Genomic DNA, 9,011 nt, shown 5'->3' with positions numbered 1-9,011 from the left:
CATAAGTTTTTCATTTTCTCTATAATGCACAAATCAGAATACTTTGTTACTGTTTTTAGGTACAGGACGGATTGCTTTTGGCTGTTCTATGGACAGACCTTCCATCAACCAGCGGAATTCCTGCCTGGTTATGGCTCTTACCTCAACAGCATTTCGTGGCCATTGAAATCTTCCTTCACTATCCAGGCGTTTGTAGATTAAGCAAAATCCATCCTTATCGAAATATAAAGCCTTGATGGTGTTACACCGCTTACCGCAAAACAGATACAAGGCATTTGCATAAGGATCCATCTGATAAGTGTCCCGGATAATCGCCATGAGACCATCTATACTGCGTCTCATATCTGTTTTGCCCGTTACAAGGTAAATTTTGGAAATTCCAGAAACATCCCCTGACATAGAAATCGCAACGCAGCTATCGTATTCTTTATCACTTCCTGTGTTGCATTGTTGGCAATCTCAACTGTTATTCCCTGAATGTTCAGGCGAACAGCAGAAGTGTTATCGGTAGAACTTAATTGTTCTGGTTCATGAGAAGAAACCGCAGGAACTTCCTCCATAAACAAGGGAACGACTTCCTGGATATCGTTTCTTTGTCTGGTAAAACTATTTTCTGGGATATCGCAGGCTTTCTTGCGTAGCTGTTTTACGTGATAATAAAAAGTGGGTGATTTAATTTCCTGTTCCTGCATCCATTGGGCATCGGATTTTCCACTGGTGCGGCACTGTTGGATTAAATCAAACCAGCGACGATCGGAAGCAGATAAGTTTTGAGGATGGTCCATTAAGTACTTCAACTCCATTCTTGCAGACTATGAAGTAAAATGCTCAAACTCAGGTAGTATACTTATAGTAAAAAGCTCAGATGTCAATTCTAGGCAGATCCTGGTTTTTCTACTTCATGTAGGTAGATTATCTCATACCGGGGCTGAATTTTGGAACGCCATGTTATTCATCGCTTACGATATAAGTAAATATCGCGCAGGTTACATGGATATATTGATACAAGAAAATCTGATTGGTTGGAGATTTAAAAGTGAGGATTCTATATTTATATAATTGCTCCATAGTATGGTGAGTATATACTTTTTCAGTAATATCGTGATTGCATGTCCCACATTAGGAAGAATATAGATATGAAAAAATTTATTGATAAAGTATCAGTTTTGAGTAAAATTGATTGACAATGTTCTTGTTGCTGTTAGATGTGGTCAGCAGCACACATGCAACTCACAAGCCCTCTCTAAAAATTGGGAATCTCCCCATTAAGGCGGAGGAGCGGGGGATACTGGGTAACAATATTATTACAGGAGTAATGGGAGCAAAGTCTAAAAATTAGCTACAGTAGAGCAGAGAATGGTGAATTTATTTCTGAACCCCTAAAGATTTGTATTATGTCAGTTGAAGTAGAGCAGGAACAGGCACGCGTTATGCTAATGGGCATTTTACTAAGTTTATGTGAAAAAAAGCTAATAATGAGCAATAAGATTAACTTTGCATGAATTTTATAAATAAATATATAAAATTCATGCAAAGAGTCACTATTCAGGGGTGAAAAGTTTAATAATAATTCTATTATAAAATTTTATTAAAATTGAAATCCATTATTAGTTGCTATCACCTATTCGAAGACCTGGGTCTCTCAGGAGACCTGGGAGGTTGCGGAGGCCTAGGAGGCCTGGGAGGCTGAGGGGGCCTGGGAGGTCTCGGAGGCTGCGGAGGCCTTGGAGGTTGCGGGGGCCTGGGAGGCTGCGGAGGTCTCGGAGGTTGCGGAGGCCTGGGAGGTCCCGGAGGCTGCGGAGGCCTTGGAGGTTGCGGGGGCCTGGGAGGCTGCGGAGGCCTAGGAGGTCTCGGAGGTTGCGGAGGCCTAGGAGGTCCCGGAGGCTGCGGAGGTCTCGGAGGTTGCGGAGGCCTGGGAGGTCTCGGAGGCTGCGGAGGTCTCGGAGGTTGCGGAGGCCTGGGAGGCTGCGGAGGTCTAGGAGGCCTGGGAGGTTGCGGTGGCCTGGGAGGCTGCGGAGGTCTGGGAGGCACAGGAGGTCTCGGTGGTACTGGTACCGGTGGCCATGGCGGTATCGGAATCGGAGCACTTCTTTGAACAGCTACCCAAAAAGTATTTGATTGAGGAGGTATGCTCGCAGTCATAATTGGTGAAAAAGCAACATTTACCAGTGAACCCCTTTGAATACAGCATAAACATATGCTTTGTCCAAATGAATTTATTACGATTGTCTGATTGCTGAGATTTAATCTGATATTCTGTATAGATATCATATTATTTGTACCTGGTACAGCGTAGGAAACTAGTATACTGCCATTAGAGTTATTAAAACAAGAAACATCTTCTACGAAAGCATTGTTTATTCGCATAATGTTTCCCTGTTGAAACATAGTTCCAGGAGGATCATTATTCATGTAATGCCACCAATAATTATTTTATAGCAGTATATGCAAATTTTGCTGAAATGTGAGCCTGGATAATAGAATAAGCTCCGGCATTATAAGCCAGAGCTTTATTAAGAAGATATAATCGCTATTAATGTTAAGAGTTAATTTTTTCTGTTAATTTCATCATGTGCTTCCAAAATTCCCTTTTTAACGGCAGTCTTAATGATCCAGTATAGTAAAAAAGCTCCACCTACAAATATACAGGCATAAATCAAAAACAAAATTGGTACAACTGTCATAAACTTTCCTCCCTCGTATTTTATATACTTCTTTATTAATTATAAGTTATTAAAGTATAATTGTCAAAGGATCTGATTTATGTTTCGATGATGATAAAAATGTCTCAAAATGATGTTCTGATTTATAATAAATGACGTGTTGATCTACCTCTCACGATATTTCATACACATCCTGCTCTTTATACCGCATTCCGCGAAGGCCCCACAGCATGCCGATCTGATTTAATTTTTCGACTTTTTCACTTTCCAGAAGATAGAATCTGGTACCGCGCTGCCGTTCCCGTTGGGAATTAATCCAGGATCCCAGCCGGAAGCCGTCTTTTGTGATGTAGTCTAAGGGAATATTTAAATGACCGTAGGTTTCATAATACAGTTTGGCATCCTGATACCATTCCATCCATCCGCGGCGGTTTCTGAGTTTCCAGCTTATACCCAGTTCTTCCAATTTGAAACGCTGGCGGCAATCCATTTTGTTTTGCCAGTATCGTTTTCTTTGATAACTGATCCATTCACCAATAGGCAATTGCCGGTAAACTATATTTCTTGGTATGTCAATATTTCCATTTTCCGCATAATAGTCTTTGCAGTAGTTATACCAGGTTTCCCATTCCGTTCGGATTTCCAGAGTCCAGATCATGCCAATCTGGTTTAACAGATATATTTTCCTGGCATCAATCCGATACGTTCCTTTTTGGCGATAGGCCGCCCGTTGTCTTTCAATCCAGCGCCCCAGAAGATATCCGCTATCAGTTTTGTATTTAGTTGGAATTTTTAATGTCTTGTTGGCTGTGTAATATTCTTTTGCTAATAGATACCACTCGTCCCAGGAAAGACGGGTGTAATTTCGATTATTTTTCTGATTCATAGAAGTTTCACGCCTCATTTCTCATTTGCTTTCCATATTGCATCAACTTTAATTTTTAAAAGTATAGCATAAGAAAACAATTGATGATCAGCGTTGTACTGAATAGCAGTTTTTTTGCTATGAATCGACTTTTTACGTATAATAATATAAAAAAATTAATATACAGTTATACTGTGCCAATGATGAAAATTATAGTATAATACAATGGAGTTTGATATAAGAAGCAATTTTAGGGATGGAATATCTGACTGACAATATAGAAAACAGAGAAATTACCCCATAAAAGAGGGAGGGCCAGTATCTATAGATACTGGCGAGTTATGAAAAAGATTATTAACTAAGTATTTGGTTTTACAAGTATTACTATAAAGCTTAGATATGAATAATTTATGTCTGTCAGTTAAATGATTTGTAAAGGATTTAAGTGAAAATATGAACATGTTGGATGGTACTGGATATACAAGGAGACTTATATATAATGAAAGAAATTTTACTGTTAGAAGATGATGAAGTATTAAGTTCCGGAATTTTAATGGCATTGAATAGAGAAAATTATCGGTTTACCCAATGTTTTACAATAGCGGCGGCTAAGGAAGCAATTAGCAGACAGACATTTGATTTGCTGGTACTGGATATCAACCTGCCCGATGGCAGTGGTTTTGATTTATGCCGTGAGATACGCAAAAACAGCAAGGTTCCCATCATTCTTCTTACTGCGAGGGATATGGAACTGGATATTGTCGCAGGATTGGAATCCGGTGCAGATGATTATATTACTAAGCCATTCAGCCTTATGGTTTTGAGGGCAAGGGTAAATGCGTTATTCAGGCGTTTTGAACCTGGTGAAAGTCCGGGAGAATATGTAATTGATTCTTTTGTATTTAATTTTACAAAGATGGAATTTTATAAAAATAATGTGCAGGTGGAATTGAGTAAAACAGAGCAGAAGCTGCTGTATTTATTTGTAATGAACCGGAATATTACGCTATCCCGCAATATGATGCTGGAGCGAATCTGGCCCGATGGAACAGAGTATGTGGAAGACAATGCCTTATCTGTGACCATTCGAAGACTGCGGGATAAATTGGAAGACAACCCATCCAAACCGGAATATATAAAGACGGTATACGGGTTGGGTTACGTATGGGTGAGCTAAAAGGCTCCGGCATATGCAGAAGTCATGAAATTGAAAATGGAGGAAAACATGGATATACAAATGATCGTCTGCATTACCATTGTTTTCATAGTTTTGGCAGCGGCGATAATGGTAGTCTTGTGGTATCGTCAGTCGGTGAAGAAAACGATGCAGATAGTGTTAAACCGGATTAACGAAGCGATAGCGGGAAATTACAGTGAAACAAAATATGATGAGTCGATGATGTCTGCAATAGAAGAGAGATTGAATCAGTTTCTTACGATTTCACAGGAGACAAAGCAGATCACCACGAAAGAGCGGGATACTATAAAATCCCTGGTATCTGATATTTCCCATCAAACGAGGATACCCTTGTCCAATATTCTGCTGTATTCACAACTGCTTGAGGAAAAACAAAACTTACCGGAAGATATATCAGGGATAGTGAACCAGATTCAGAACCAGGCTGATAAGCTGGATTTCCTGATTAAAGCATTGGTAAAATCGTCATATCTGGAAAATGAACTGATTTCCATTGCTGCTGTACCGGAACGAATAGATAAGTTAGTGCTTTTATCATGTCAGGAAGTAGAGATGCAGGCATTGCAAAAAGAGATGGTAATTGAATATGAAGAATGTGGATTATCCTGTAGTTTTGATTTAAAGTGGACATTAGAAGCAGTTAGCAATATATTAGAAAATGCAGTTAAATATTCTCCGGCACAATCAAAGGTTGTCATAAAAGTGCAGGCTTACGAGATGTTTTACCGAATTGACATACAGGACTCCGGTATGGGGATTTCAGAAGAAGAACAAGGACTGATATTTCAACGATTTTACCGCTCACCTAAGGTACAGAAGGAGAAAGGGCTTGGGATAGGGCTTTATCTTGCACGGGAGATTATTATAAGGCAGGGTGGATATATTAAGGTGAAGTCAGAGCCGGGCAGCGGGGCGCTATTCTCTATATTTTTAAGTCACAAATAAAGTTGTTGCGTGGGCTGTCAATATGATATATTGATGGTCTGTTTAAATTAAAATAGAAATGACAGAATCTTACAAAACTGTCATATTTGAGAAAGGATCAGGTAAGAATTATTTGCTATGATTCTTTTGTGCAGATGGCGGGAATGGATTTTCAAACGCGCTCTGACGTAAGGAGGATTTATGATGTGTATTATAGAAACGAAAGACTTAAAAAAATATTACGGAGCCGGTGAAAATGTGGTAAAAGCACTGGATGGAGTGGATCTTTCTATTGGGAAAGGTGAATTTGTATCGATTGTGGGAAGTTCGGGCAGTGGAAAATCCACCCTTCTGCATATGCTTGGAGGTCTGGATATTCCGACTTCCGGAACCGTGATGGTAGACCGGATCAATCTTTCCAGTATGACGAAAGACGAGCAGACCATATTTAGGCGGCGCAAGATTGGTTTTGTATTCCAGAATTATAATCTGCTGCCCCTGTTAAATGTTTATGAAAACATTGTTTTGCCAATCCAGTTGGATGGAGTTAAGCCGGATAAAAATTATATCAATGAAATTTTGGACATCTTGGGACTTCAGTCTAAGAAATATGCAATGCCCGGGCAGCTGTCGGGAGGACAGCAGCAGAGAGTGGCAATGGCAAGGGCATTGGCGACGAAGCCTGCGATTGTGCTTGCAGACGAGCCGACCGGGAATCTGGACAGTAAATCCAGCCAGGATGTGCTGGGGTTGATTAAGATCACCAGTGAGCGTTTTTGCCAGACCATTGTAATGATTACGCATAATAGTGAAATTGCCCAGATGGCAGGGCGGATTATTCATTTAGAAGATGGTAAAATCTATGTCAGGGAACAGCTATGATCCGGGTTGAAAATAAAAAGGTGATTGCAGGACTGGCGAAGAAAAATTATATTCAGAATTGGAAAAAGAATATTTTAATAATTGCAGCAATCATATTAACTACATTTATGATAACAGCGGTCTGCAGCATCGGTCTGAGCTATTGGAACGCAATTTCTCTAAGGCATGTAATGATGAATGGAATGATATTTGATGTGAGCCTGCCGGCACCTACTAAAGAGCAGGTAAAAAAAGCAAATTCTATGGACGAAATATTGTATGCCGGCATCACCGTAGAGAGTGCAGTTATCGATAAATATCAGGAAAATGATGTGAATATCCCCTTATCCTGGAGTGATACAACGAATTGGGAAAAGCAGTGTGTTCCGGCTTACGAATTCTTAGAAGGAAAGTATCCGGACAAAGAAAATGAACTTTTGTTATCTACCCAGACCTTAAAAAGAATAGGGATAGATACGCCTAAAATTGGGATGCATCTTCCGGTGTCCTATTTTTTATTGTCAGAAAAAGATACTTCTCATGAGAAGTCGTTTGTGTTATCCGGATTTTACAGGGATTATTCCGGAATGTCACAGGGTTTTATATCCAGGGATTTTTATGAAAATTCAGGAGCAGAACAAACGGTTATGACCCAGGGTTCTTTAAAAATAACACTGAAAAATCATCTGTATTCCGTAAAGGATATTAAAATGCTGGAAGATGAACTATCGATTGAAGGAAGACAAATGTTATTTGCAGATTACTATCTGATGGAAGACTTCGTAAAATTTGCAGCAGGGCTTATGGGTTTGTTTTTTCTGATTGTTTTGAGCGGATATTTTTTTATTTATAATGTTCTTCATATTTCGATTGCCAAAGAAGTCCGTTTTTTTGGACAGTTAAAAACAATTGGTACTACATCTAAACAGATCAGGAGGTTTGTACTTAAGCAGGTGCTGTGGAATTCGTCGTTAGGCATACCCTCAGGGATGATACTGGGAGCATTGGTGTCGTTTTTGATTGTACCATCTGCATTGGAATTAGCGAATCCTACCCTCCAGCTAAAAGAAGCAGTAGTATTTCATCCGTTAATTTTTATCGGAGCTGCACTGTTTTCCGGGCTGACCATTTATTTCAGCAGCAGGAAACCTGCAATGATAGCGGGTGATATTTCACCGGTTGAAGCAGCAAAATATTTTGGTATGGTATCCCCGCACCGGGATAGAAACAGTGTGAATGGGGGAAGGCTTAGCTACATGGCATGGCGCAATATGTTCCGGGAGAAGAAGCAGGCGGTTATTATACTAACTTCTTTTTTTGTAACGCTTACGGCTTTACTGGTCATCACAACCCTGGTTAATGGAAGCAGTACAAAGCATGTCCTGAATACACTGCAAGATTCTGATTTTCGCATTATTAATCTTTCCACAGCGTATAATAATCCTATTCAAAGAATACAGCCATCCGTAATCGAGCAGATAAAATCCATGGATGGAGTTGAGGATGTCCGGACAGTAAGTTCAGCTGAACTGCTGATTCCTTATGATGAAGATATTTGGAAGGAATATTTTATAGGGCTTGAGAAGAAGCCAATTGCCAGAGGCGATTATGAGGAGCAGATGGTACTTTATAAAGAAGGAAAAGAAACAGATTTGTTTACCGGCAGGCTCGTGGGCATTGATGAAGCGGAATTTGATTCCATTAATAAAGAAATGGACGGCATTTTAAATAAAGAAGCGTTTATGTCTGGTGAAATCGGTTTGATAAGCCCTTTCCTTACGGGAATTTCGGTTAAAGAAACATTGGGTAAAGAACTTGTTTACCAATTAAAACAGAATAATGAACGAAAACAATATAAGATAAAAATAGAGGCGGAAATTCCTGGTGTTAGCTTTATTGCCAGCGGATACTTACCAAGCATAATAATCAGTGATGGATTAGCAAAAGAAATCTTAGGCGAGCCTATAACCGAAATTATAAAGATCGTTTATGAAGAACCATTTAATGCCGAACTGGATAAAAAAATAAAAGAATTATTTAAGGGTGAGAAAAACATATCGATGGAGTCGAAATTTGACAGCTATGATGAAATGAAGCAGTCGGAGACTCAGTTAAAAATTCTTGGCGGGGGTCTTGGAATAATCCTTACCTTATTAGCCATTTTGAACTATAGCAATATGACTGCTGCAGGGATACAGAACCGGATAAAAGAATTTGCAGCGCTGCAAAGTATTGGCATGACTACGGTACAGATCAGGAAGTTACTGCTGATAGAAGGAACGTGCTATGGAATTGTTTCATTCTTTTTTGTAATTATCCTGGGAATTCCAATTGATTATGTCATATACCATGCAATGAACCGTTACAGGATTCCTTTCCAGATACCGGTCAGATCAACTCTTCTTGTATTTGGCAGTATTTTAATCACCTGTATTTTTGTTCCATTGGTGGTTTATCAATTTTTGCATAAGGATAATATTGTGGAACAGCTGCGGGATAT

The 9,011-nt window shown here is 39.5% G+C and carries 8 protein-coding genes; 4 read left to right on the top strand and 4 right to left on the bottom strand.

Annotation, left to right across the window (positions count from 1 at the left end; genetic code table 11):
* Positions 1-33: 33 nt before the first annotated feature.
* From tnpB to RHS_RS26610, 4 genes are all read right to left on the bottom strand, one after another.
* Positions 34-342, bottom strand: coding sequence for an IS66 family insertion sequence element accessory protein TnpB (gene tnpB, locus RHS_RS26625; protein ID WP_176731091.1), 309 nt, complete (start codon positions 340-342; stop codon positions 34-36).
* A gap of 14 nt (positions 343-356) precedes the next feature.
* Positions 357-785, bottom strand: coding sequence for an IS66 family insertion sequence element accessory protein TnpA (gene tnpA / locus RHS_RS26620; RefSeq protein WP_047834868.1), 429 nt, complete (start codon positions 783-785; stop codon positions 357-359).
* A gap of 1,761 nt (positions 786-2,546) precedes the next feature.
* Complete coding sequence (locus RHS_RS32070) at positions 2,547-2,684, bottom strand: DUF6019 family protein (RefSeq protein WP_156042930.1); 138 nt, start codon at positions 2,682-2,684, stop codon at positions 2,547-2,549.
* A 151-nt stretch (positions 2,685-2,835) separates the two neighbouring features.
* Positions 2,836-3,549 (bottom strand): helicase associated domain-containing protein, encoded by a 714-nt coding sequence (locus RHS_RS26610; RefSeq protein ID WP_047834866.1) that lies wholly within the window; start codon positions 3,547-3,549, stop codon positions 2,836-2,838.
* Positions 3,550-4,027: 478 nt separating this feature from the next.
* Between RHS_RS26610 and RHS_RS26605 the strand changes: the two genes are divergently transcribed.
* The 4 genes from RHS_RS26605 to RHS_RS26590 all read left to right on the top strand — a co-directional run.
* Entirely contained in the window at positions 4,028-4,705 is a 678-nt protein-coding gene (locus RHS_RS26605; protein WP_027294635.1) for a response regulator transcription factor, read from the top strand.
* Positions 4,706-4,753: 48 nt separating this feature from the next.
* Positions 4,754-5,671, top strand: a complete 918-nt coding sequence (locus tag RHS_RS26600) for a sensor histidine kinase (protein ID WP_052377843.1) — start codon at positions 4,754-4,756, stop codon at positions 5,669-5,671.
* Positions 5,672-5,854: 183 nt separating this feature from the next.
* Complete coding sequence (locus RHS_RS26595; protein WP_027294633.1) at positions 5,855-6,532, top strand: ABC transporter ATP-binding protein; 678 nt, start codon at positions 5,855-5,857, stop codon at positions 6,530-6,532.
* On the top strand, positions 6,529-9,011 hold a 2,483-nt coding region (locus RHS_RS26590), incomplete at its 3' end, for an FtsX-like permease family protein (RefSeq protein ID WP_395023579.1). The genes RHS_RS26595 and RHS_RS26590, both read left to right, overlap by 4 nt.

The sequence above is a fragment of the Robinsoniella sp. RHS genome (assembly GCF_001029355.1).
Taxonomy (GTDB): domain Bacteria; phylum Bacillota; class Clostridia; order Lachnospirales; family Lachnospiraceae; genus Robinsoniella; species Robinsoniella peoriensis.
The sequence above is the reverse complement of the archived record's forward strand: the minus strand, read 5'-3'. Positions and strand labels throughout refer to the sequence as shown.